At 35.9% G+C, this 25,927-nt stretch carries 22 protein-coding genes; 1 reads left to right on the top strand and 21 read right to left on the bottom strand.

What is annotated here, in order from left to right; translation table 11 throughout:
• Positions 1 to 141: 141 nt before the first annotated feature.
• A complete protein-coding gene (locus APF76_12825; protein ID KUO51537.1) occupies positions 142 to 2,484 on the bottom strand; it encodes a hypothetical protein in 2,343 nt (780 codons plus the stop codon).
• A gap of 326 nt (positions 2,485 to 2,810) precedes the next feature.
• Between APF76_12825 and APF76_12830 the strand changes: the two genes are divergently transcribed.
• A complete protein-coding gene (locus APF76_12830) occupies positions 2,811 to 3,725 on the top strand; it encodes a hypothetical protein (protein ID KUO51538.1) in 915 nt (304 codons plus the stop codon).
• Between the two features lie 169 nt (positions 3,726 to 3,894).
• On the opposite strand, the gene APF76_12835 is transcribed toward APF76_12830, so the two are convergent.
• The 20 genes from APF76_12835 to APF76_12930 form a co-directional block, all read right to left on the bottom strand.
• Positions 3,895 to 4,671, bottom strand: coding sequence for a hypothetical protein (locus tag APF76_12835; GenBank protein ID KUO51539.1), 777 nt, complete (start codon positions 4,669 to 4,671; stop codon positions 3,895 to 3,897).
• A gap of 80 nt (positions 4,672 to 4,751) precedes the next feature.
• On the bottom strand, positions 4,752 to 5,975 hold the full coding sequence (locus APF76_12840; protein ID KUO51540.1) for a hypothetical protein: 1,224 nt from the start codon (positions 5,973 to 5,975) through the stop codon (positions 4,752 to 4,754).
• A 2-nt stretch (positions 5,976 to 5,977) separates the two neighbouring features.
• Positions 5,978 to 6,763 carry a hypothetical protein gene (locus APF76_12845; protein KUO51663.1) on the bottom strand — a complete coding sequence of 262 codons (786 nt, stop codon included), beginning with the start codon at positions 6,761 to 6,763 and terminating at the stop codon, positions 5,978 to 5,980.
• 31 nt (positions 6,764 to 6,794) lie between these two features.
• Positions 6,795 to 9,167: a formate dehydrogenase gene (locus tag APF76_12850; GenBank protein KUO51541.1), complete on the bottom strand. Its 2,373-nt coding sequence runs from the start codon at positions 9,165 to 9,167 to the stop codon at positions 6,795 to 6,797.
• A 48-nt stretch (positions 9,168 to 9,215) separates the two neighbouring features.
• Entirely contained in the window at positions 9,216 to 9,818 is a 603-nt protein-coding gene (locus APF76_12855; GenBank protein ID KUO51664.1) for a formate dehydrogenase, read from the bottom strand.
• 410 nt (positions 9,819 to 10,228) lie between these two features.
• A complete protein-coding gene (locus APF76_12860) occupies positions 10,229 to 13,027 on the bottom strand; it encodes a hypothetical protein (GenBank protein ID KUO51542.1) in 2,799 nt (932 codons plus the stop codon).
• A 15-nt stretch (positions 13,028 to 13,042) separates the two neighbouring features.
• Positions 13,043 to 13,618 carry a hypothetical protein gene (locus APF76_12865; GenBank protein ID KUO51543.1) on the bottom strand — a complete coding sequence of 192 codons (576 nt, stop codon included), beginning with the start codon at positions 13,616 to 13,618 and terminating at the stop codon, positions 13,043 to 13,045.
• Between the two features lie 167 nt (positions 13,619 to 13,785).
• Positions 13,786 to 16,260 carry a leucine--tRNA ligase gene (gene leuS / locus APF76_12870; protein ID KUO51544.1) on the bottom strand — a complete coding sequence of 825 codons (2,475 nt, stop codon included), beginning with the start codon at positions 16,258 to 16,260 and terminating at the stop codon, positions 13,786 to 13,788.
• A 164-nt stretch (positions 16,261 to 16,424) separates the two neighbouring features.
• Positions 16,425 to 16,787, bottom strand: a complete 363-nt coding sequence (locus APF76_12875) for a hypothetical protein (protein KUO51545.1) — start codon at positions 16,785 to 16,787, stop codon at positions 16,425 to 16,427.
• A gap of 12 nt (positions 16,788 to 16,799) precedes the next feature.
• Positions 16,800 to 17,363: a hypothetical protein gene (locus APF76_12880; GenBank protein KUO51546.1), complete on the bottom strand. Its 564-nt coding sequence runs from the start codon at positions 17,361 to 17,363 to the stop codon at positions 16,800 to 16,802.
• Complete coding sequence (locus tag APF76_12885) at positions 17,341 to 18,003, bottom strand: nicotinate-nicotinamide nucleotide adenylyltransferase (GenBank protein KUO51547.1); 663 nt, start codon at positions 18,001 to 18,003, stop codon at positions 17,341 to 17,343. The genes APF76_12880 and APF76_12885 overlap by 23 nt, the downstream gene beginning before the upstream one ends.
• 238 nt (positions 18,004 to 18,241) lie before the next feature.
• Positions 18,242 to 18,535 (bottom strand): RNA-binding protein, encoded by a 294-nt coding sequence (locus APF76_12890; GenBank protein ID KUO51548.1) that lies wholly within the window; start codon positions 18,533 to 18,535, stop codon positions 18,242 to 18,244.
• 18 nt (positions 18,536 to 18,553) lie between these two features.
• Entirely contained in the window at positions 18,554 to 19,819 is a 1,266-nt protein-coding gene (locus APF76_12895; GenBank protein ID KUO51549.1) for a GTPase Obg, read from the bottom strand.
• A 35-nt stretch (positions 19,820 to 19,854) separates the two neighbouring features.
• Positions 19,855 to 20,403 carry a hypothetical protein gene (locus tag APF76_12900; protein ID KUO51550.1) on the bottom strand — a complete coding sequence of 183 codons (549 nt, stop codon included), beginning with the start codon at positions 20,401 to 20,403 and terminating at the stop codon, positions 19,855 to 19,857.
• 188 nt (positions 20,404 to 20,591) lie between these two features.
• Positions 20,592 to 20,870, bottom strand: coding sequence for a 50S ribosomal protein L27 (locus APF76_12905; GenBank protein KUO51665.1), 279 nt, complete (start codon positions 20,868 to 20,870; stop codon positions 20,592 to 20,594).
• A gap of 3 nt (positions 20,871 to 20,873) precedes the next feature.
• Complete coding sequence (locus APF76_12910; protein ID KUO51551.1) at positions 20,874 to 21,212, bottom strand: hypothetical protein; 339 nt, start codon at positions 21,210 to 21,212, stop codon at positions 20,874 to 20,876.
• A 4-nt stretch (positions 21,213 to 21,216) separates the two neighbouring features.
• Positions 21,217 to 21,528: a 50S ribosomal protein L21 gene (locus tag APF76_12915; protein KUO51552.1), complete on the bottom strand. Its 312-nt coding sequence runs from the start codon at positions 21,526 to 21,528 to the stop codon at positions 21,217 to 21,219.
• A 163-nt stretch (positions 21,529 to 21,691) separates the two neighbouring features.
• Positions 21,692 to 23,362, bottom strand: coding sequence for a ribonuclease G (locus APF76_12920; GenBank protein KUO51553.1), 1,671 nt, complete (start codon positions 23,360 to 23,362; stop codon positions 21,692 to 21,694).
• Between the two features lie 6 nt (positions 23,363 to 23,368).
• Positions 23,369 to 24,067, bottom strand: coding sequence for a hypothetical protein (locus APF76_12925; protein KUO51554.1), 699 nt, complete (start codon positions 24,065 to 24,067; stop codon positions 23,369 to 23,371).
• Complete coding sequence (locus APF76_12930; GenBank protein ID KUO51555.1) at positions 24,051 to 25,922, bottom strand: radical SAM protein; 1,872 nt, start codon at positions 25,920 to 25,922, stop codon at positions 24,051 to 24,053. Before APF76_12930 ends, APF76_12925 begins: the two co-directional genes overlap by 17 nt.
• Positions 25,923 to 25,927: the final 5 nt, after the last annotated feature.

The following is a 25,927-nucleotide window of genomic DNA, read 5'->3' on the forward strand; positions in this document are numbered from 1 at the left end:
ATTATCCACCGAAGGTTAACTAAATATAATTTTTACCTATTGTTTCTAGAGGCTAGTGCGCCAAAATATAGGCATGCTTATAGAATTGATAAAATCAAGGTATTGAGTATACATATTTCATTTCCAGGTCTTATTGCCATCCTATTTAATAACTGTCTCCACTTTATTTATTTTCTTCCCAGTAGAGTAAATGGTGATGGCTCCGTGTAGATCATTTCTGTAAACAGGAATACCCACATCTTCAAAATACTCCAGGACATTCTTCCCAGGATGTCCAAAGGAATTGTTTTCTCCAACCTGGATTACAACTATTTCTGGATCTACTTTTGCTAGATATTCTGTATTAAAAGAATATGAACTTCCGTGATGAGGAAATTTTAAGACATGGGACTGAGTGGTATAGGGCAGCATGTGATTAATAGTCTCCATCTCGATGTCTCCTGTAAATAGAAGTGATACATCATTATATATTAGCTCTGCAACAATGGAATTGTTGTTGGCACCAAGAGAAGCTGGATAATCTCCAGATGGATGTAATATGTTTAGTTGTATATCTGAATCTAAGCCTATGGATTGACCTCCATTGCTGTAGGAATAGTTAAGTCCTCTTTTTTCAATAATGTCCAAAAAGCCTTCGTATTCCTCTTCAAAGCCTGCAGGTATTAGTGTTAAATCAACAGGGTACTGCTTTAATACTGGATTTAAGCCTGCCAGATGATCATCATCTGGATGGGTATTAATTACTACATCCACTTTTTTCACTCCAAGATGTTTTAAAAATGGAATAAGGACTAAATCCCCATAGTTATGACTACCTGAAACCCCTCCTCCATCTATTAATATCACCCTGTTATTAGGTGTTTTTATATAAATACAGTCTCCTTGTCCCACATCTAAAAAGACAACTTCTAAATATGATGGTGCAAATACCTGGAAGCTTAGTGATATAAAGATAATTGCTAGGAAAGTTGCTAATATAGGCTTGTACTTTTTTATAACAAAAAATCTCAGATGGGGGTTATAGCGATGATGGTAGGCTATAAAAGCTATAATAAAAGCAAAATAAAACAAGACTACGGTCACTATCTTCGGTGTTGCAATGATAAAGCCTTCTCCAAATAGGGGAAGTTTATTAAATAACTGCATCAAATACTGTGAGTAGAAAATTAGGCCTCCAACTGATGTTATAAGGAATTGGGAGATTAAGCTTGATATAAAATCTAAAATCAGGGCGACAAAGCCAATAATCACAACTCCCCCTGCCATTAACCCTGCTGGCAAAGCTAGTATTATTCCTAAGGGCGTAAGTATGTTAAAGTAGTAGGCAGTTAGGGGAAGCGTACCTAGCCATGCTGCTAGTGGCACAGCTATTAGATCTCTACCTAAATATTTATTAGCTTTTAGAATTGGAGTTAGAAAAATAATGAAGGCTGTCGCTGCAAAACTAAATTGAAAGCCTGCATCAAAAATCATCAGGGGGTTTAAGAGCAGGAGAAATAATGCTGCTAGAAAAAGAGAGTTTGCCGTTTGCACATTACTCCAGTTTTCTCTTCCCCAAAGATAAATCCCCAGCATGATGCTTGCTCTCATTACTGGCGATGAAAAACCTGTAGCAGCACAATAGATTAATAGGCACATTAAAATAAATACATTGGCAGTATTTTTGGGCATACGAAAAATGGACGTGAGGCTGAGTAAAAGGAACATCACAAATCCAACATGCATACCTGAAACGGCGAAAATGTGCATGACCCCTAACCCTTGGTACATATTCCTGTTTTCCGGTGTTAGTCCACTTTTGTCTCCTAAAATAACTGCCCTGAATATTCCTTCTTCATTTTGACTTAAGGTATATGAAAGCTCAGTTATCCTATCCCGCATATTAAAACCAGTTGATAATAAGAGATTTCCTGGTTTTTCTCCCACCTTAAAAGCCTGACCTTCGGGGATATTGATAACGGTATATACGCCTCTTCTTGCTAAGTATTTTTGATAATCAAAGCCCCCAGGATTCCTTCTTAAAGAAGGTTCTTTTAATACTCCTGATGCTCTTACAACTGTTCCATAGGAATAATTATGGGTAGGATTGTAAATAGTTAGCTGAATCTTTTCTTTGCCTTTACCTGTCAATTTTCTGTCTCCATGAAATACTACTGGATTTTCAAGCAAATATACTGTTCTATTTATATAAGAAGTATACCTAGAAACCATTCCTTCAATTTCTACAAAGGTACCAGTCTGCTCTTTTAAGGGTGAATTAAAATTAACTTTTTGAGCGGAAACTAGTGACCCAAGAAGAAAAAAGATAACCAAAACAACTCCTACCTGTTTCTTGAAATTATAGGCTACAGGAATAAGCAGGGCAATGGAAACTATTGTTAGGAAGGCTAGATGTAAATGATATCCTGAAGAAGCAATATTAACCCCTGCCATTATTCCAAAGATATATGAAATTAATATGGATAAAACTAGTCCAAAACTCATATAAAACCTCAGTTTGTAGGCATAACATAATCTACTTGCTTCCTGTTAGGCAATTCGACACATACCACTATTTTTCCTTTTAATCCAAAAAATTCTATATGGGTTAAGACCCCACTTCTCTTAAGGAAAGGGGAATGGGAAGCCATCACTAATTAAGTATATTTTTTGCCTTCTAATATATAAGAATTGATCAGGATAGCATTTTAATTTCTAAAAAAAGAGGAAAAGCCTTAACAATGTCTAATAGATATGAATTGTGCTTATTTAAGAAATATAAGATTTTCTGCCAACATAATCTAATAACTTAAATGGAGGAACAAGCAATTATGGATCTATCATTTTCATTGAATTTAATGGGTAATCTGAGTGTTATGCTTGCTATGATACTCCTTGGATACCTGGCTAAACCCAAGAAGGAAAGCTTACAAGATATTGCAAAGTTAGTTATAGATTATGGAATACCTGCTCTAATCTTTTCTGCTTTTGTCTTAGAGTTTAGTAGTGATATGCTGTTATCTATGTCAACAGTTTTCACTTTTGCTACAGTAACTGCCATAGTCGGTTATGGAGTCAGTTATCTGGTAATTAAGGTAAATAAAATTGACAAAGGACAGAAACCAGAGTTTTTGCTGGCAGCTGTGTATGGGAACACAGGATTTATAGGAATTCCTGTGTGCTATGCTGTTTTTGGGAGCGAAGGAGCTCTGCTAGCAGCAGTATTTGATTTTGGAATGACATTTCTCGTTTTTAGTCTTGGAATATTTGTATTATTAGGAAAGCAGCGCAGTAGTGTAAATAGGGTTTTAAAAAATCTGTTAAATCCACCGGTTCTTGCATTTCTAGTGGGGCTTATCTTCTCCACAGCAAATATACCCATTCCATCCTTAGTGATGTCAGGAGTTGATATGCTTGGTGCATTAGCTCCCCCATTGGCAATGATATATATAGGAGGAATGCTTTCCCAAATGCAAAAAATTCAATGGCGAACTAAAACCATGTCCAGTTTAATTATAACACGATTAATCTTGATACCCTTAGTAACTGTTATATGTATAAAATTATTTGGAATTACCGGTTTGGTTGCAGGAGTTATACTATTAGAAACGTCTACCCCAACTATGGTAGCAGCTCCTTTACTATACCAAAAATATGTGGGCAACCCCAGTTTTTCAGCTTCTGCAGTATTTATTACTACCTTGTTATGTATTGTTACTATACCAATTATAATGCTTCTTCTATAGTGATATAAAGCATTATAAGTACAGGTATGTGATCTGTTTAAAACAAAAAGGTTTCTAAGACCAGGTGAAATTTTTCATCTGCATCTTAGAAACCTTTAATTATAGATGTGGTTGCTTAGTCTCCATTGGAAAACAACGGGGAAAAAATGACAAGCGAAACGTCCCTTTGTCACCTTTGGAAGCCTTCTTTTTGGGCAAGGTAGTCTAGATATGAGGTTTCGGCATCTTCTATGAGAATATTATCTTTTAGTAAGCTGCCACTTCTTTCATCATAAGTCTTAATATAACCATTACATGTTAGGCAGAAATTAACCTTATATCCGTTAAATTTCTTCTCTTCCTCAATTTTAAAGTACCCTAATTTTTCAGGGTCTTTTTCAAGACAAAATGGACAAGCTATCCTGTTAAATGGCCATTGAGTTTCACAAAGGGGACATAAAAGATACCTTTTGCCATTTTCTTTTCCAGATAAACGTGCAAAGACTGCATTATGACCACAGACAGGACAATGACCTGATTTCCACTCATGTATATCATTATTCTTTGTGACTTGTTTTCCATAAACTTTCAAAAAAGGCTTTAAGCTATAAATTAACACAGTTTTTGCATAAGACGGATTTGTAAATTGCTCTAATTCAAAGGACCCATTTTTAATGGTTATTTGAGAAAAAATTCTTTGTAACCTGCTGTCTTCACCCTCTTCTTCTGCAGAAGCTATTTCTTCTAACTCCCCTAGGGTTTTAATCTCTTCTTCCATATATTCCTTTAATAAGCTTATTACTTCTTTTAAGACTTTTCGATAACCTTCAATGTCAATGCCTGGTGGAAAGATATCTGTAACTTGGTTGGGTATATATGTCTTTTCTACATTTTGATCTATTTGTATTAGCTTCTCAAACATTTTAATTTTCCATTGTGGTATTTGTCTTTCTATTTTTTGCTCCATCTAGTTCCCACCTTTTGTAAGAAAATTATAGAATTTTAGGTGGAGCTTATAAGCTCCACCTAAATCTTCAATATATTTTTTTATTTAGACAATGATTGTTGTTTTGAATCCATATCTAGTACATATTCTGGTGCTAACCCCTTCTGCTGATTCTCCACAAAGGGGTTATTCTCTGCTTCTGGTTCAAACACTTCAAAATTCTCTACTATAAATAGATAAGCAAGACAGCCCATGGAAATAATTCCGAAGCTAACTGCAAATTCTGTTATAGCAGGAATATAACCCATAGGAGCCGCTTGATATAAACCTGTGAAGAGTATATTTAATCTATTCACAACAACACCTGCTACAACTAATGATGCTGACCAGGAAATAGCTCTTTGGCTAGCATTTTTAGATGTAAACATTACAATCAAGATTGGAATAATAAACAGAGACATCTCAATCAAGAACATATTGCTAGGAAGTGTACCTTCAAACATTGTTCCAATATGCCCCCTTGCCTGAAGATCCCAAAGCTTTAATCCAACATAGAGGGTTAGCAATATTGCAATACCTTTTGATAGTTTTGCTAGTACATGTTTTTCAAATTCCATCTTGTAAGCACTTGATGCAAGAGAAGCCTCAATTGTAACCATGGCAGGCCCTACAATTACTGCAGAAAATAGGAATAACCATGGCAATAAACTTGTATACCATAATGGGTGTAATTTTTCCGGCATTATCACGAACAAAGCTCCTAAGGAGGATTGATGCATCGATGACAGAACTATACCAGCAATTACTGCAGGAATGGCTATCTTTGTAGTGACCTGGTATACCTTCTTCCACTTAAACCTTTTGGATATGACAGGAAGAAACTCCACCAAGAGGACAACGTTGTATACCATAACACAAGTAAAAACTTCAAATAAAACAGATGTATAACCCCAAGAGAAAAGTGGTCTCCACCAGTTATACCACAAACCAACGTCCATGCCCAAACCGACTACCACTAGTAAATATCCAATCCAGGCTGTTAAAATAGCTGGTTTAGAAAGGGATTTAAAGTCTTTGAGATTAAAGATGTAATAGAGAGCCGCTGTGGTAAAACCACCTGCTGCCAATGCCACCCCTAACATAACATCTACGCCAATCCATAAACCAAAGGGCCAAGAATCGTTTAGATTTGTTACTGATCCCAAACCAAATACTAATCTGTACAACATGGTGCTTGCTCCAAAGGAAGCTACAAGCAAAAGCACTATTCTTAAAAATGTTATTCTAAATGAAAAGGATCCTATTTTTATAGTTTTATAGCCCACAGCTATTCACCTACCTTTTCAATTTTATCTTGTTCAGCTTTTAAAACCTGCTCCTTACGGTGCGTAAGCATGTAAATAGCTGTCATAGAAGCACCAACACCTACCGCCAAAGCTGGTACTTTCTTAAGTGCTTTCCATGTAAGCTTTGGATATGGTTCATAAGATATTTTTGTAGAAAAACCTAAGTTCTCAAAAGGTACATCTGAAAGATAAAGTACACTTGTACCCCCTGCCTCATGCTCTCCATATATATGGTCAATATATTTTCCAGGATTAGTAGATATCCTCTTTCTTGCAAGTGCCAACATTTCCTCCCTGTCCCCAAATTCGATAGCGCTAGGACATGAGGTAGCACAGGCTGGTTTTCTGCCTTCTTCTAACAAGTCAATACAAAGCCTACATTTTTTAACAGCTGGAAAAACTTTATCCCACTCATATTTAGGTATCCACCATGGACACGCTAACATGCAGTAACGACATCCAACACAGTTCTTTTTGTTATATACAACAGCACCTGATTCACTTTTTGTTATAGCTTTAGCAAAGCATGCAGAAACACATGCTGGATCTATACAGTGCATACACATCCTCTTAACAAATCTCCAGGCTGGCTTTCCATGCTGCTCAGTTTCTATAAAATCTACCATAGTAAATGTCTGAGCTGCAGTTGCAGGAGGATTTGTTATGGAATTTGAAAAGCTGGTTTTCTCCGTATCTAGATTATTCCAGGATTTACATGATACCTGACACGATCTACATCCAATACATCTAGTAATATCTATTAACATGGCTTTAGACAATCTAATCACCCCCAACTATTTATATTTTTCGAATATTACACATAAATGCTTTGCTCTCAGGTATAGATGAGTTTGCATCACCCACATTAGGAACAAGAGTATTTGCAGAAGCTCCTGTGGAAAGTCCCTTAAATCCCCAGTGCCAGGGCATACAAACAAGATGATGCACGTTACCCCTTATGTATAAAGGTTTGTTACGGGATGTTACCATAGCCCTGACCTTTATTTGTCCTCTGGGAGAGCTAATTAGAATCATTTCACCAGGTTCAATTCTATATTCGGCGGCAAGCTCTCTAGATATTTCTGCATACATTTCTGGCATTAACTCAACCAAAGATGGTAGGTTCCGTGTCATTACACCACTTTGATAATGCTCAGTTACACGCATTGTAGAAGCAATTATAGGATAATTAGGATCACCCTTTTCAACTAGCTTACTATGGTCATGTTTCCATATGTTTGCAACAGGCATGAACTCTCTTTTGCTAAAGGCGTTTTTAACTGGGCTTTCAACAGGTTCATAATGCTCTGGGAAAGGACCATCTAAAGGGGAATCTGAAAACAGTCTGCCCACTCCCTCAACCGTCATAATGAATGGGCTACTTCCAGATACTTCTGGTTCTATAGTTGCGTTAAAATCTGGAACATCTAGATTTGTCCACTTTCCTCCACTATAGCTAAATATGGGCTTTTCATTATTCCATGGCTTACCATTAATATCTGCTGAGCATCTATTGTATAATATTCTCCTGTTAAGTGGCCACGCATACGAATAATTAAGGAATACTCCTAAATCTCCAGGATCATCTAGTTCACGTTTTTTGCATGCCGGGTTTTCTGGATCAGCAAAATAACCTGCATAAATCCAGTTTCCACAGGCAGTACTTCCATCATCCTTAAGAACGCCAAAAGAAGTAATCCCCTGACCACTAGCCACATCATATCCATTAACCTCTAGTGCTATCTTTTTAACATCAGGTTTTTTCTCAAAGCTTCCACCGTAATCCCAATTCATCTTCAGAATTGGATCTGGATAAGCTCCTCCTTGTGACTTATATAAATCCCGAACTTCATTAAATATTCTATCTACAATCCATAGGTCGCTTTTACACTCACCTATTGGTTCAATTGCTTTGTAACGCCACTGTATCCATCTGCCACTATTTGTAACTGATCCTTCTTTCTCGTATACACTAGCAGCAGGTAGCATAAATACCTCTGTATCCACTTCCTCTGGGTTAACATCTGGAGCTTTCCAGAATGCACCAGTTTCAGTCTCGAAGAGGTCTATTGCTACCATCCAGTCTAATTTTTTTAATGCCTCTACAGTATAGCTAGTATTAGGTCCTCCAACTACTGGATTTTGACCCCAGATCATCATTCCATTAATAGTTCCCTCATGGGTATCCTTTATTATACTTTGATGGGAATGATCATTTGCGTCACACTTAGGAAAATAGTCGTATCCAAAATTATTTTGCGGTGTAGCATTTTCCCCATAAAATGCCTTTAATAAACTCACAAAGAATTTTGGTTTGTTTACCCAGTATCCACCAGGTGGAGTTTCCTTTTGAATGTAATCTGCTAAATTTGGATGAGCAAAATCCTTTGGAACAGCTAGATAGCCCGGAATTATGTGATATAGCATTGCCATATCAGTAGAGCCTTGCACATTACACTCACCACGTTGCGCATTTACTCCACCTCCAGCTATCCCCATATTACCGAGGATTAACTGCAACATAGCAAGTATCCTGACATTCTGGGTTCCAACAGAATGCTGGGTAATGCCCATTGCATAAATAACGTTACCAGCTCTACCGGCAATACCAGTAGAGGTATATGTTCTTGCTACTGTCTCATATGTCTGCCTATCACAGCCAGTTACCTGGCAAACAGTTTCAATGTCATAGCGTTCTACATGCTTCTTTAAAAGCTGAAAGACACATCTAGAATTGGTCAAGGTTATATCCTTTATAGGTTTTCCTTCTTCATCTAATTGGTATTTCCAAGTTCCTTTGTCATAAACTTCCTTGCCATCTTTTTCCTGCAGCCCAGAAAATTCGCCATCATTAAAAATAAAGTCTTCTCTCACCAAGTATGATGCATTTGTGTAGTTAATCACATAATCGTGATGATAACTACCATGGTCAAGTGCATATTTAATAATCCCATTTATAAATGCAATATCAGTACCTGGACGAATATGGGCAACCATATCAGCAGAAGCACATGTTCTACTATATCTAGGGTCAACAACAATAACCTTTGCCCCTCTTTGTTCCTTAGCTCTGTGAATCCACTTCATTGCGAGTGGATGATTTTCTGCTGGATTAGCACCAATTATTAAAAACACATCCGAATTCTTGTAGTCTATCCAATGGTTAGTCATGGCCCCACGCCCAAATGATGCTGCCAGACCGGCAACAGTAGGACTGTGTCAGAGACGAGCATGGTGATCAATACTTACTAAGCCTAAACCCCTAACGAATTTGTGGAAGAGATAATTTTCTTCATTTTCTAGAGCTGCTGATCCAAAGTTTGCCATTGCAAAGGTTCTATTTACAGTAACACCTTGTGCATTTTTTTGCTCAAATGTTGCATCTCTTGTATCCTTGATTCTTCTAGCAATCTCTTTTAGCGCCCACTGCCAATCTTTTTCTTCCCATTCCGTACTTTTAGGAGCTCTGTACAATACTTTTTTAAGCCTGAGCTTGTTTTCAACCCTTTTACCTTTCTCCATAATATGGGTAAAATCACCAATTGAAGCACCCTTTGAACACAAAGCACCTTCATTGATTGGGTTATCAGGATCTCCTTCAACATAAATGACCTTGTTGTCTTCTGCATAAACTAGGATGCCACAACCTACCCCACAATAAGGGCATATAGTCATTTTTTCAGTACCATACTTGATCTTTAGTTCCCCAGCTAAAGCTTTGGAAGGGCCCCCAAGTAATTCCATTCCTGAAACTGTAGTGCCAAATGCAGTAGCACCACCCAAGCCTTTTAAAAAGCCCCGTCGTGAAATTAGTTTATTAATACTCACAAAACAACCTCCTTTGTCTTAAATCGATCTCTCTCTATATATTAATTTTCACTATTTAAAATATTAGTAAAATAGTGAATTATTGCTATGAGTAAAACGTACTATAGCTTCTGTATTTTTTTATAGGTTTAATTGTATTTATTTATGGGTACGATTGTACCTATTTTGTATGTTTAATTGTACTTATTTACAAAAGTATTATGTTTTCAAATAGTTTTAATAAGTATTCGTTATAGCTATAGGTGTAAAAAAAGACAAGCTATTCTTTATGCTTGTCTTGGTGTCAATAAAACAAATATTAGTCTTTCATTTTCCCTGAATATTATCCTAATACTACATTTACTTGATATTTCCTTCTCATATGCTAAAAAGTTTAAAATATTACTATAAATAACATATAAGTACTATTCTCTATCATCAAGTATTTTCTTTATTAAAGAATACAAGGCATCTGATTTTACAGGCTTAGATAGATAATAGTCCATCCCTGCTCTAAAACATTCCTGCTCGGCTCCCTTAATGGCATGAGCAGTCATGGCAATGATAGGAACATGCCCACCTTCCCTTTTTTCTTTATTTCTAATGAGTGCTGTAGCTTCAAATCCATCCATTTCTGGCATTTGGACATCCATTAAAATAAGATCAAAATTGTAATTATCAAATGCTTCTACTGCTTCCTTCCCATTTTCTACAGCAACTGCATCCCAACCCTTCATTTCAAATTGGGTTAAAACTAATTCTCTGTTTAGTTCATTATCTTCCGCAATTAAGGCTTTAAATCCACCACTATTTTTGGTCTTTGTTTTGTTATGATTCCTAAGATTAGCTATCCCATTGGAAGTAATATCAATTTCATCATTATTGTTATCAACAAAAAGGATATCTGGTACCATCATTGTAACAGTAAATGAAAATGTGGTTCCCGTGCCAGGTTCACTAGTATAAGAGATGCTCCCACCCATCATTTCAACAAGTCTTTTTGAAATCACCAGGCCCAAGCCAGTTCCACCAAACCTTCTTGTAGAAGAACCATCAACTTGGCTAAAGCTTTTGAAAAGAAGATCTCCTTTATCCTCTGGAATCCCTATGCCTGTATCTTTAATCTCATATTTTATCTTAATCAAATTATTAACAAGTTCTTCCATAGTAACCTTTATATAAATGCCACCCTCTTCTGTAAACTTAAGTGCATTGTCAATAAGATTATTTAATACTTGCTGTAATCGTACTGGGTCGCCTGATATAATGTGCGGTATTTTTGGATGAATATAGTAATCTATCTTTAAACCTTTGGCCTCGGCTTTAAACACAAAAACTTCAATAGTTTGTTTAGTGATTGCTTTAATATCAAAATCTATCTTCTCCAGGTCAAGCTTTCCTGCTTCAATCTTTGAAAAATCTAGAATATCATTTACTATCCTCAAAAGAGAACCTGAGGCGGTTTTCACCATTGATAGGTACTCTCTTTGAGTATCTTTTAGATCAGTATCTAAAACCAAATCTGTCATGCCCATAATAGCATTCATAGGGGTACGAATTTCATGACTCATATTAGCAAGGAATTCGCCCTTTGCACGATTTGCTGCTTCTGCTGTTTCCTTTGCTTGTTTTAACTCCTTTTCAACTACCTTCCTTTCGCTTATATCACGGATAATTTTCATACGTATATGTTCATCTCTATAAACCATACCTTGTGAACTTATTTCCACGGGAAACGAGCTGCCATCTTTACGACAATGAAATCTTTCCATAAGTACCCCTTCTTCAGAGACCTTAAGTATCTGTGATCTAACAAGCTTTACCTTATCACAACGCAAATCCTTAATATTTAATTCCAGCAACTCTTCATATTCATATTCATAAGCTCTAACAGCTGCTCTATTTGCATCAATTATTTTACCATCAGCACCAATGAATAGGATTATATCTCTAGCATGTTTAGATAAAAGCTGATACCTTTTTAAGACTTCTTCAGCTTGCTTACGATCTGTAATATCTTCTTTAACTGCAATATAGTGGGATATTTCTCCTTGAGAACTTATTATAGAAGAAATGGATGCTTGTTCCCAGTATAATTGCCCATTCTTTTTCTTATTAAGAAACTCGCCTCTCCATTCCTTACCAGAGCTTATTGTTTCCCATAGCTCATCATAGGTCTTTCTATCTGTTCTACCTGACTTAAGGAGATTTGGTTTCTTTCCCATGACTTCCTCTCTTAGATACCCAGTAATCTCCGTAAACTTTGAATTAACATATTCAATATAACCTTCATTATCTGTTATCACCGCTACACTTGGGCTATGTTCTACGGCTTTATACAGTTTTTTAGCCTGTACTTCTGCTTCTTTATGCTGAACAATCTCCTTTGTTAATTTAGCATTTGTTTCTTCTAAATCATCCTTTGTCTGTTTTAATTGGAAGAACAACGAATTATATGGTTTTTTTAGATTGGTTTCTACAATGGCTTTATATATTAAATAAAAAGCGACCACCTTAAATACATGACCTATAACATTTGATAATCCATATACATCTACATAAAAAGTAAAGGCAAGTTCAGATCCAATTGTAAAAAGTATTGCAGTTATTAGGAGCATACAGACTCTATCATGAAAATGCTTTCTATACCGATACAGTAAATATACAGCAACCAGCAATATAATTGAAATTACATACTCACTACTAACCTTAAACAATGTAAGCCCTTGACCAGGGATAAAGCAATCGGGAAAATAATCCCAATAAAAGATGCCAGCAAAAAGGAATGCTGCCACCAAACTATGCCCAAGAGAAATTACAGCTGGTTTAAGCTCTTTAAAGAGAAATCCAGTTGCAATAAATAAGGAGATACTTTGAACATACCTTGCAATAATCCATAGTTGAGTTGCTAAATTGGATGTATCCCCTGGGAAAACTCCCATTCCTTGATATGCAAGGGTATGTAATAGATCATACAATCCTACAAAGCCAAAGGAAATCCCTATAAATATAAAATAGCAATTTTTAGTGATACTGTAAGTATTTATTGCTATGATAAATATTGAAAAGGCCACAAGTATTGAAAATAGTTCAATGATTGTATGAAAAAAGAGAAAATTTAAAGACATAAATATAAAAGAAGTAACTGCAAGTAAAAGACTCATCAGTACAACCTTTCTATAATCAACGGAAGTTACATTTTGCTTGCCCTGTAAGTTGCTCATATTATGATCCTTTCATTAATACGTAGTTATAGCACTTTCTATCGCAGAAAATTTTTTATCTCCTATACCAGTTACTAGCTTTATTTCTTCTATGGTAGTAAAACCTCCATTTTGCTCTCTATATTCTATAATTCTTTGGGCAAGAGCAGGTCCAATCCCAGACAGGCTCTCTAACTCCTCCTGCCCAGCTGTATTAATATTTATGAATATATTGCCTTGTTTGTCTCCTTCGCTATTAATCTGAGTTTCTGGAGTATTCTTTACAATTGACGAAATATGGATTTTTTGTCCATCTTTTAGGACTTCTGCAAGGTTTAATGAATTTAAATCTGCATCAGGTAAAGGTACAGCTTTTTTGACTGCATCATCAATTCTTTTATCTTTATTAAATTCATAGATACCTGGGTTCACAACTTGCCCTGAAACATGGACGACTACAAAGTCCTTAATTTCATCTGTCTTGAGTACATTTCCTTCGGTAAGCGTAATAGGATCTCTTTTCTCGTTAATTTTTGCATAATATGCACCAGAACTGAATATTATAGCAGTAACTATAATAAGTAAAATTATATGTGACTTTTGAAAATTCATATCCTCACCTCAAATTTACTTGATCCCCTTTGAGGCAGAATACTACATTTACTTCTCTATTTCCTGCTTTTTATCAATAAAATAAGCTAACAATCCATCTAGTTCAGAATTCCGAGTCAAAAAGTAATCTTTGTACAAAAAAAGCAGACGCAATGTCTGACTTTTTGTTATTTAACCACTATATTCACTAGTTTTTCCTTTATATATATAAACTTAACTATATTTTTTCCATCCAGATACTTGCTCACCTTACCCTCTTTAGTAACCTTTGTTTTTACTTCTTCCTCACTTATCCCTACAGGAAGTGTGAGCTTGCCACGCACTTTACCATTTATTTGTATTGCTATTGTTATTTCATCCTGAAACAACGCATCAGCCTCATAAGCAGGCCATTTCTGGGTATGAACACTTCCCTGATTACCCAAAACCTGCCATAGCTCTTCAGTAATATGCGGCGCAAAGGGTGCAAGTACAAGAGTCAACTTGTCTAGCGAATCTTTGACCAATGGCAAATTTTGTTCTGTAAATTCAACATTATCTTTGTAGTGATAAAGAGAATTTACCAACTCCATAATTGAACTTATTGCTGTGTTAAAGTTAAATCTTTCTGTGATATCATCAGTAACTTTTTTAACAGAGGCGTTTAATGCAAAGTATAAATCTTTGTCTGCCTTGTTATTAATTTTCGCAGAACCTATTACATTATCTAAATGATTGTTATAGGCATATACTAATCTCCAGACCCTATTTAGAAAGCGGAAACATCCTTCTACCCCCTGATCACTCCATTCTAAATCCCTTTCAGGTGGTGCAGCAAATAGTATAAATAGCCTTGCTGTATCAGCACCATATTTAGAAATTATCTCCTCAGGGCTAACAACATTACCCTTGGATTTGGACATTTTGCCTCCATCCTTTAATACCATCCCTTGGGTAAGGAGGTTTTGGAAGGGCTCCTCAACTGATACTAAATCTAAGTCATAAACAACTTTTGTAAAAAAGCGTGCATACATTAGATGCAAAATAGCGTGTTCTACACCACCAATATATTGATCAACATTCATCCAATAGTCAACCTTTTCTCTTTCAAAGGCATACTCATCTGATTTAGGGCTTGCATAACGTAAAAAGTACCAAGATGAACAAACAAAAGTGTCCATTGTATCCGTTTCTCGTCTAGCCTCTGATCCACATGTCGGGCAGGTTGTTTTCCAAAAGGATGGATCTTTTAAAGGTGATTCTCCAGAAGGTTTGAACTCAACCTGTTCTGGCAAAATAACAGGTAGTTGATCATCCGGAATTGGAACTACACCACATTTATCACAATAGACTATAGGTATGGCAGCACCCCAGTACCTTTGTCTGGAGATTAGCCAATCTCGAAGCCGATAGTTAACTTGCTTCTTGCCCTTGTCAGCTTCTTCAAGATAAGCAGATACCTTGGCAATACCATCTTCCACACTTAACCCATTATAATCTCCTGAATTAACCAGACTTCCAGGACCTACGTAGGCCTCAGTCATAGTTTCTCCCTTTAAATTTTCATCTTCTGGGCTAATAACCACCTGAATAGGCAAGTCATATTTTCTTGCAAACTCAAAGTCCCTATGATCATGAGCGGGTACGGCCATGATAGCACCTGTACCATAACCCATAAGTACATAGTTGGCTATCCAAATGGGTATTTTCTCCCCATTCATTGGATTAATTGCAAAAGAACCTGTAAAGACTCCTTCCTTTTCGCCTTCGTCTGATGTTCTATCTTCAGCTTCAACCTTTGAAACCTTTTTTACAAATTCTTTTACTTCTTGCTCTTTCTCGGAGCCCTGTATTAGTTCTTCAACCAATGGATGTTCTGGGGCAAGTACCATATAAGTAGCGCCAAATAAAGTATCTGGTCTTGTAGTAAACACTTTTAGTTCGTGCCCTTTTTCTGTAGCAAACTTTACTTCTGCACCTTCACTTCGACCTATCCAATTTCTCTGCATTATTTTAACCTTTTCAGGCCACCCAGGAAGCTTATCTAAGTCTTCTAAAAGTCTATCAGCATAGTCTGTGATTTTAAAGAACCACTGATCTAAATTTTTCTTGATTACTTGTGTGCCACAACGTTCACAACCCTCATCTACAACCTGCTCATTAGCCAGAACTGTGTTACAACTTGGACACCAGTTTACCTGAGCATACTTTTTATATGCTAGTCCATTATGGAAAAGCTGTAAAAATAACCACTGAGTCCATTTATAATAATCCTTATGACAAGTAGCTATTTCTCTATCCCAATCATAGCTTATTCCCATTAACTTTAGCTGGATCTTCATATTTTCAATATTTTCCCACGTCCACTTAGCAGGAGGTATCCCGTGCTTAATAGCAGCATTTTCAGCTGGCAAGCCAAAGGAATCCCAGCCCATAGGATGAAGTACATTAAATCCCTGCATACTCTTAAATCGTGCAACTACATCCCCAATGGAGTAATTTCTTACATGTCCCATATGTAAATTACCTGAAGGGTAAGGAAACATCTCCAGAACATAATATTTTTCTCTAGACTTGTCCTCATCAACTTGATATATTTTTGAATTGTCCCATTTTTGCTGCCACTTAGGTTCCAGATCATTAAAATAGTATTTTTCTTGCATTTGCTTCACCCCTTATACGCTTTATTTCCTATTAATTTGGGGACATTCCTCGGCCACAGAGCATACCCTCATAAGAGGTGTGTCCCCTTTCCTTAACAAAGAAAAATCCCTATTACAAGGGAAACAGTCGTAATATTACTAGTAAAATTATAGATTACATATATTTAAAAGTCAATTAGCTCAGTTTCTACTTCTATTTTAGTGGCATCACCCCATAAAGTTTCTAGGTCATAAAACCTTCTCATATCTTCCTGGAATATATGTATTACCACACTACCATAATCTAATAATATCCAAGTAGCCTCTCTTAAGCCCTCTCTTGATAAAACCTTTAAATCTCTATCTTTCATTTCATGTTCAATGTTACCTGCAATAGCCTGTGCTTGAGTTCTATTTGTAGCAGTACATAACACAAAATAATCTGTGATGATTGTAACATCATCCATTTTAAGAATAACAACATCACGTGCTTTTTTATCTAGAGCAGCCTTCGCTACTACTTGTGCTAAATCTAAGATATCTGACAAAAACTATCACTCCTATCTATTTAAATAATGGTTTCTCGTTTCAACTGTCAATGGATGAATTATCTCTTCTGTATCCATTAGGTACTTCAATGTGCTATTAAGACAGTATAGCATAGCTTTATCCAAATTACTAAGAGCTAGTTCTATTAACTCATTTGAGCCATCAATATTTCTTTCTGGTTCAAGAATATCTGAAATATATACCACCATAGAAATGCTACCCATTTTAGGACTACCAAGAGTATGAAATCTAATGGCCTCTAGAATTGTTTCATCTGTGATACCAAGTTTATTCTCAGTTAGCCATGCACCCACATAGGAATGCAATAAAATCGGAATATCTATATCCATAGGATAATGGTAAAGCTGATACTTTTTTGCAAGATAGATTAATTCTTTTTTGTCCATATCTCTTGCTATATCATGTAGCAAGCCTGCTGTATAGGCTAAATGCCAGTCCAAAGAGTTTTTTTTTGCAATATATTTAGCAAGATTTGCTACTCTGTGGCTGTGCTCTAGTCTTTTAGTAGAAAGATATTTTTTTAGAATAGCGTTAAAGTTGGCTGTTGACAGCAATAATATCTTTCCCTTCCCTGTATAACTTGTTTGTATATATATACCGTTCCACAACTTCAGGTAAAAGGTACTTAATAGGTTTACCATTAGCAACCCTTTGACGAATATCGGTAGATGAAATTGATAAAGCAGGAACTTCAAATGTTAAAAATCTATCCTTGGCAAGAGCTGATATCAGCTCTAACTTTTTATCGAGAACAGATAAATCAAAACCAGGTCTAGTTGCTGCCACAAAGGTACACATTTCAATTATATTCTCTATGTTTTTCCATGTAAGTATCTCTAGAACTGCATCTGCGCCAGTTATGAAATATATCTCCCATTCTTCCATGTATTTCTCTCTTAATTGTGAAACTGTATCTATAGCGTAAGAATAGCCTTGTCTATCTATTTCAATTCTGCTCACTTCAAAAAATGTATTGGTGGCTGCTGACAATACAGTCATCAAATATCTGTGTCGTGAATCAGATATTTCTTGTCCTACTTTATGGGGTGGATATCCTGATGGTACAAATATAACCTTATCAAGGCTAAATTGATCTCTGGCAGTTTCTGCAGTAACTAGATGACCATAATGTACCGGATCAAAAGTTCCTCCCATAATGCCAAGCCTTTTGACTTTTTTTGCTGACAGTATCATCGCCCCCTTAAAATGCCTCCAAGTGTTCAACAGGCACAAATCTAAGTTCATAATTTGTATCATCATAATTCTTAAGAATTGCTATTTTCATGCCTTTTCTACTCCTGGTATATGCAATAAGTTGAAACTTCAAATTTCTTCCACAGCCTTTCACTAGAACCCATTCACCTATTTGCATGCTTCATCACTCCTCATTTATAGAGTATAGGCTATCATGCAAAAGGTTCCTGGTATTTTTTTACTCTGGAAGTTCTATAATATCCTTTTTAGATGATTTTCTATAAAGTAAAAAATTTCTACCTACAACTTGTACCAATTGAGATTTAACTTCTTCTGCAATTCTAATGGAAACATCTTTTGGTATCTCTTCACTATTTGGCAATACTCTAACTTTAATTAGTTCCCTAGCTTCTAGCGCTTCATCTACTTGTGCCATGAGGTTTTTGTTGATTCCTCCCTTGCCAATCTGAACTATAGGTTCTAATTCATTACCAAGGGCTCTTAAAAATCTTTTTTGTTTACCACTTAACATAATTATATATTTTCACTCCTATTCAAGAAACTCAAATTCTAAATCTCCAATTCTTACAAGATCTCCATAGTTTATGCCCTTGTCAAGAAGTGCCTGCTCAACACCCATTGCTTTTAAAATACGTTGGAATCTTTTGGCACCCTCTTCGTTATTAAAATCTGTCATTGCAAAGTGTTTTTCCACTTCTTTACCTTGGACAACAAACATTCCATCTTCTCTTACAATACTAAATCTTTCCTCAGGCTCCACAAAAACCTCTATTTCATCTTCATTATATAGTGGTTCATGCTCAATTTCATCTATTAGTTGTGTTAATCTACCAACGAGTGCCTTAATGCCTGTCCTCGCAACTGCAGATATAGGAAATATTTCATATTCTTCTCCAATTTCCTTATTTAGTACTGCTAAATTCTCTTCTGCACCAGGAACATCCATTTTATTTGCAGCTATAATTTGTTTTTTATTTGCAAGCTTTGGATTGTATAAGAAAAGCTCTTTATTTATAGAATTAAAAACATCTAATATACTTTTATTTTCACCTAGAGTCATATCCAACACATGAACAAATATCCTAGTTCTTTCAATATGTCTCAGAAATTCATGACCTAATCCAGCTCCCTGATGAGCTCCTTCTATCAAACCCGGAATGTCAGCTACAACAAAACTATTCCCTTCTTCTACTGAAACAACTCCTAGGTTGGGCTTAAGAGTTGTGAAAGGATAATCTGCTATTTTGGGCTTGGCTGCCGATATTACAGATATTAAAGTTGATTTACCTGCATTAGGTAAACCTATTAGGCCAACATCTGCTAACAGTTTAAGCTCTAGAGACAATGTAACTTCCTCACCCGGCTCTCCCTTTTCTGCAACTGAAGGCACTCTATTTTTTGCACTGGTAAACCGTGCATTTCCTCTGCCTCCTCTACCACCTTTTGCAATAACGACACTCTGATTTTCCTCTGTTATATCAGCTATCAAACCACCTGTATCAAAATTCTTGATTATGGTTCCTAGTGGCACTTTAATAATAGAGTCCTCGGCGTTCTTACCATGCATATTTTTACTTTGCCCATGTTCACCCCTTTTTGCTTTCACATGGGGTTTATACTTAAAATCAACAAGGGTTCGTAAACCCTTATCTCCAACTAAAATAACACTTCCACCACCGCCACCATCTCCACCACTAGGCCCACCTTCTGCCACATACTTCTCTCTTCTAAAAGCTACTATCCCATTACCACCGTCTCCGGCCTTGACATATATTTTTGCCTTATCATAAAACATAAAGTAACACCACAATCCTATCTTCGTATTTTTCTCTACCCTCTATCTATAATATTTCTTATTATCAAGTTTTCATCCGAGCATACTACCTCATATCCAATTTTAAAGGAAAAACTATTTAATTCATTTAGTTCTTCCTTTGATATGTAATTAAAAAATCCAGTTCCTGAATATCTAAAACTACAGTCAGTATCCACTTTGAATTGTATATGCCTTTCTTCTACTGGTTGTTTTAACTGGGCTACCAGCAGTTCATCCCAGGTTTTTTCTAAAAGGTCTATTAAAAGATCTTCTTCAATGTCAATACCCTTTAGATTACTTTTACACTCTATAGCTAATGGAATACCTAATCTAAAGGCCTTATCAATTTGTGACATTAATGATATTAGCAGTCTAGGATGAACTATTCTCAATAAGCTTCCTTTAAGATTTAATTCATTCATAGCATTTTTTATGTGTTTTTGAGCTTCGGTTCCTTTGTTTAACTGTATATACCCAAGGACAATTTGTAGATAGTTTACCACATCATGTTTCTGTAACCTAAGCAATCTAATGGCTTCTTCTATGTAAGTATCATCTTTCAAGAATATCACTCCAATTATAGACTATATGTAGTAAATTCTTCATTTACTAAGAATTTCCTTCAAAATTCAACTAGCCTAAAATAAACTGGCGGAAGCCTTAGTTGTGCCAAAGTCCTCGCATTGATAAAAACTATATTCTCCCATAGTACAAAAAGGCCCCTGAAAACAATCCAGGGACCTAAATAAACTTATACAGCGTGAATACTTACCTGTTTTTTATCCTTACCTTTTCTCTCATATCTTACAACACCATCAGATAAGGCAAATAAAGTATCATCTCTTCCTATTCCAACATTACTTCCTGGATGGATTTTAGTTCCTCTTTGCCTTACCAGGATATTTCCTGCTAAAACTACCTGTCCATCATGTCTTTTAACACCTAGTCGTTTAGATTCACTATCACGACCGTTTTTAGAACTACCAACACCTTTTTTCTGTGCAAATAATTGAAGATTCATTTTCAGCATCATTTACACCTCCTTAAGAATTCTAACATGTGATGCATAACTTTCTTCAATGGATTGTATCCCAAGATACATTGTGGTTAATAAAATTTGAGCAGCTTTGTTCTCATCTGAAGTCAATTTGTTTTGCAATTTACAATCCAAATAACCATCCTTTATTGAGTAGTTAAAGCTACTTTCGCATAAATACTTACCTAATCCAATAATCGTAGTTTGTGCTAGTACTGAAACTGCTGAACAAACTATATCTTGCCCCTTCTGTGAAAAGTGGGCATGACCTTCAATTTGAAAACCAACAATTTCTTTATTATCTTTATCTTTAAAAATAATTTTAACTATTACCATAACATTAAGCTTCTATCTTTTCAACCTTTAACAAAGTATATGGTTGACGGTGCCCTTGCTTTCTCCTATAGTTCTTTTTAGGCTTATACTTAAACACAAGGATTTTCTTAGCCTTGTCATGCTTAAGTACAGAGCATACAACTTTTGCTCCTTCAACCCTTGGAGTTCCAAACTTAAAATTGTCACCATCCACAACAGCTAAAACATCTGAAATATCCAATGTGCTACCTTCTTCGGACTTTAAAAGTTCAACCCTAAAAAGTTCTCCTTCTTGTACCTTGTACTGCTTTCCACCACTTTCAACAATTGCATACATTATTATTTTCCTCCTCGTAAAGACTCGCTAGAAAAGGTGAGAACACAGAAATCATATTAATGAATTCCGGATTACTTTTATAACCTTTTTTATGCGGTTTTGAACGGCAAAACTTTATTCTAACAATCATGAATTATATCATAGCATTCAATAAATGTCAAAGTTAAATGAGCTCTCCTCTAGCATATGTTCTGTATGCTTTATTTATCTTTACTGACACTTCTTTACCAACAAAAGAAGACCCATTAATTATACTTAGAACATAGCCATTAATACGTGCTATCCCATCTTTTCCATCACCACTTTGGGGTTCTTCTACTAATACTTTTATAATATCACCTTCCTTAACTGGCAGGTAGGCCTCCATTTCTTTATCCGATATACTCCGTACTTCCACATGTTCCAAATGGAAGCTCTCTTCTCCTTTTACTACAATAGTTTTTCCAGTAGATTCCTCTAATTTTTTAAGGGAAACACCATTACTACCAATTATTTGAGAGGCTAGTAAAGGATTAGCCATTATTAATAGAGCAGACTGCAATGTTCTTTCTGCCATGCTTCTAACCTTCTTCTTAGTCCTTAACGCTATAGTCTCAACGGAAAGAAGCTTACCCTTTCCTTCACAATACGGACAGTCATTTAACATGAGACTTTCTAAGCCCATCCTGGCTTTCTTCCTAGTCATTTCCACAAGCCCTAAGGTGGTAATTCCCATAATATTTGTCTTGGTTTTATCGTTTTTGAGTTCTTTTTCTAGAGCTTCCAAGACAAGCTGTTGATGCTCAGCCTTTTCCATATCAATAAAATCAATAATGATAATTCCACCAATATTCCTAAGCCTTAGTTGTCTGGCAATTTCAGCAGTTGCTTGTAAATTTGTATTAAGCACAGTAGCCTGAAGATTATCCTTGCCAATATATTTGCCTGTATTAATATCAATTGCTGTTAAAGCTTCAGTTTGATCTATAACAATATAAGCTCCTGATTTAAGCCAAACCCTTTTGTTTAATGCTTCGTCTAATTGAGTAAGGATAGAATACCTTTCTAAAACATCTCCTTGTTCATAAACAATTTTATACCTATATTGACAATCAAGTAGTGTCATTGCCTCAAGTATCTGATCTTTAACTTCAATAGAATTGACAATGATCCTTGTTACTTTTTCATCAAGGAGATCTCTAACCATTCTCTGAGTCAGACCTAAATCCTTATAGATAACTCTAGGCCCTGATGTTTTACTTAATCTCTTCTCTATTTTCTTCCAGATGCCTGTCAGGTTCTGCAGATCCATCTCTAGCTCGCTTTCCCCTGCGCCTTCAGCAACGGTACGAACTATTATACCCATATCTTCCGGCTTAATCTCATGGGAAATCTTTTTAAGTCTTTCTCTTTCCTCTTCATTTTCAATTCTTCTTGACACACCCACATAATCCACATAAGGCATTAAAACTGTATATCTACCGGGTATAGTTATATTACTCGTAACCCTAGCTCCTTTAGAACCTACAGGTTCCTTTGAAACCTGAACTAGTACTTGCTGCCCTTCCTTTAATAAATCACAAATACTTATCTGTGGTCCTTTAAAGGTTTCATCTATCATATTTTTAGATGGTGTAGCGTCCTCCACAAACAAAAAGGCATTTCTTTCCAAGCCTATATCAACAAAAGCAGCCTGCATACCCGGAAGTACATTTTTTACAATTCCTAGGTAGATGTTCCCCACGATACGTTTATTAAATTCTCTTTCTACATATACTTCCATCAGCGTCCCGTTTTCAACAACGGTTACTAAAATCTGTTCCTCTTGAACGTCTACTAGTAAATCCTTTTGCAAATGACTTCACCCTTCCAATATGTCCATTGGAGTACATAAAGCATCATCTTTCAAAGCATACAGGGCTTCCCTTATAAAGTTGGGTCTGCCTTTTACCTTAAAATTCCCAAATGATATAAAAGCATCGTATACTTCCCCAGCTCTTACATTTCCTTTGCTTCCTGTTACTACAATAAATTTGAAAAACAAATTCATATCTTTAATTTCAGCGTCTACATAAAAAATTCCTTCTTTTATATTAATTTCCTTTACCTTATCCTTGGTTTTCCTAGTAACTATCATCTCTTCCTGGTCAAGAAATCTTTTTACTACTTCATTTAATACCTCTTCTTTTATATCTTCTTCCAACAGACATATTGCCCTGTATTTAGCTCTTTCTACTATAGCTGTCAATGATTCAACCTTGATCTTGATCTCTTTAACATCTAGTATCTCAAGACTATTAATCAGGTTTTTATTAACTTCAATTTTGAAATCCTCTATATCCATTTCAGTAGAAAGTTCAATATCTAGATATTCACCTTCACTTGCTATCCCTACAGAAAGAGCTGAAGCATAGCTTATTTTTGGATGTGGATTGAAGCCTTCGGAAAAGGCCAATGGAATCCTTGCTCTACGAAAAGCCCTTTCCATAGCTTTCATTAACTCCAGATGAGATAAAAAACGAGAACTTCCCATTTTTGCATATTTAACCCGTAGTTTCATTTTGCTTCCCCTTTATATCAAGATTAACATCAAATCTAGAACATACTCCACAACCGCTGCATGGTTCAAGACGACAATCATAACTCCTAGCCTCAACCATTGCCTTCTCATACTCTTTATAAAGAAAACTTTTTGTAACTCCAACATCAATCAAATCCCATGGGAAAACTTCATTCTTATCTCTTTTCCTATATGCATAAAAGGTAGGGTCCAGATTATTTTCATCAAATGCTTCTAACCACTTCTCATATTTAAAAAATTCATCCCAACTATCAAATTTACAACCCTTTTCCCAAGCTCGTTTCAGGACTTTGCCTAATCTTCTATCTCCCCTTGAAACAACCGCCTCTAGTAAGCTTATCTGAGGACTGTGGTAGCTATATGATATCTTTTTATCTTTTAATAAATCTCTCAAATATTTCTGCTTCTGTTTTAAAACTTCTATTGTATCCTGAGGTTCCCACTGAAATGGAGTATGAGGTTTTGGAACAAAGGAAGAAACACTTACTGATATTTTCAATGTTCCCTTAGAGTTTTGTCTTTTCATAACATTCTTGCCAATGGTTAGCACTTTATGTGCCAACGCTGCTATGCCCTTTAAATCATCCTCTGTTTCTGTAGGCAACCCTATCATAAAATATAGTTTAATAGCATTCCAGCCTTCTTGAAAGGCTCCAGTAACAGATCTCTCCAAATCCTCTTCTGTAACACCCTTGTTAATAACATCTCTTAATCTCTGAGTCCCTGCCTCAGGCGCAAAGGTTAGACCTGTTTTTCGAACCTTTTGTATTTCCTTGGCAAGGTTTACTGAAAAGGCATCGACTCTTAAAGAGGGCAATGAGAGACTAACCCTATCAGATTCATGTTTATCAAGTAAACCCCTGGTAACCTGTTCGATGCATGAATAATCAGCAGAGCTTAAAGAAGTAAGAGATATTTCCTCATAGCCTGTGTTCTCAAGAGAAAGCTGAGCTTGTTTCTGAAGAGTTTCAGGTGATTTTTCTCTTACTGGCCTATATAAGATGCCCGCCTGACAAAATCTACATCCCCGAGTACAACCCCTTGCAACTTCTAGCATAACCCTATCATGTACAGCCTCAACAAAAGGTACAATAGGTTTAACGGGGAAATACGCTTTATCAAAATCTTGTACTATTCTTCTTCTAACACCTTTATCATTTTCTGGATGGATTATAGTTTCTACAGTACCTTCCTCGTTATATTCAAAATCATATAAACGAGGAACATACACTCCGGAAATGCTGCTTATTTCTTTAAGAAATTCATCCTTTTTTAGAGAACCTTGTAGGTATTTATCTCTAACCTGGCCAAGAACCTCCAGTAATAATTCTTCTGAATCCCCCAACAAAAAGAAGTCTATAAAATCAGCCAATGGCTCTGGATTAAAAGCACATGGACCTCCTGCAATAACGAGGGGATAACTTTCATCCCTATCCCTTTGTAAAAGAGGTATCCCACCTAAATCAAGCATATTTAGAATGTTAGTATAGCTCATTTCATATTGCAATGTAAAACCTAAAACATCAAATTCTTTGAGCGGTTTTGTAGATTCCAGGCTAAATAGAGGTAAATCTCTTTTTCGTAACTCACCTTCCATGTCAACCCAAGGTGCAAAACATCTTTCCATTAAAAATTCCTCTGTTTCGTTTACCAGACCATAAAGTATTCTTAATCCCAGATGGGACATTGCTATTTCATAAACATCTGGAAAGCAAAAAGCCATTTTAACGGATACTTTATCCCAATCCTTATGTACAGAATTAAACTCATTGCCCAAATATCGAGCAGGTTTTTCTACTTCACCCAATACTTCAGATTCTAAAATATTCTTCATGAAGA

Source organism: Desulfitibacter sp. BRH_c19 (genome assembly GCA_001515945.1).
In the GTDB taxonomy this organism is placed as follows: Bacteria; Bacillota; DSM-16504; order Desulfitibacterales; family Desulfitibacteraceae; genus Desulfitibacter.